This window comes from Oleiphilus sp. HI0080 (assembly GCF_001635135.1).
Window position 1 is genome coordinate 1 of sequence record NZ_LWFU01001080.1, and the last position, 851, is coordinate 851.

Annotated in this window: 1 pseudogene; it reads right to left on the reverse strand. The window is 48.4% G+C overall.

Annotated elements, in window-relative coordinates:
- Positions 1-851: pseudogene (locus A3751_RS19930) on the reverse strand (DNA mismatch repair protein MutS); the annotation flags it as partial.

Below are 851 nucleotides of genomic sequence, written 5' to 3' on the forward strand. Positions count from 1 at the left end.
ACAATGATCAAGCACCCAGCTAAGGGTATTGGTAGAATCGCCTTGCGTTGTTGAATCAATCTCAAGATTCTTTCTACTTGCTGCATCAATGAGTATGCTGTCTGACAGGGACTCTTTGCTCATTGAAGAGATGTGCGATAACTCGTCGTGTTGGGTATCTTTAACGTATTGGAGGAGTGCGCCAGCTGCGCCAATGGCGACGCTAAAATCATCGCAACCAAAACCACCAAGGTCTTTTGTTTTAAAGTGCTTTGAAAGTAGACGCTCACAAGAGTCTAACTCGAAGTGCCAAGGACCCTGTCGGCGTAAAGAAGTTTTAAGGCCGAGTGAATCTTCATAAGGGAAATCGTCGCTCACCAGCAGCTCGGCAGGCTTAAGGCGATGCACTTCAGCGATCAAGTTGCTTAAACCTGATACCTCAGTTAAATGGAATCGGCCAGATGAAAGCTCAAGCCATGCTATACCGAATACATTGTCTTTGTGAGTAATCGCCCCAAGCAAGTTCTCCGATCGCTCATCCAAAAATGCTTCGTCAGTCAGTGTGCCAGGCGTAACAACGCGAACCACTTTTCGCTCTACGGGGCCTTTACTGGTCGCTGGATCGCCAATCTGCTCAGCTACTGCGATCGATATGCCGCATTTTACAAGCTTCGCGATATAACCTTCCGCCGCATGATGGGGTACGCCGGCCATTGGAATTGGCTCGCCGCCGGACTTGCCGCGCGCTGTCAGCGTGATGTCGAGCAAATGAGACGCGGTTTTAGCATCGTCATAAAACAGCTCATAAAAATCCCCCATGCGATAAAACACAATTTCATTGGGGTGCTGCTCTTTAATCTGAAAGTACTGCA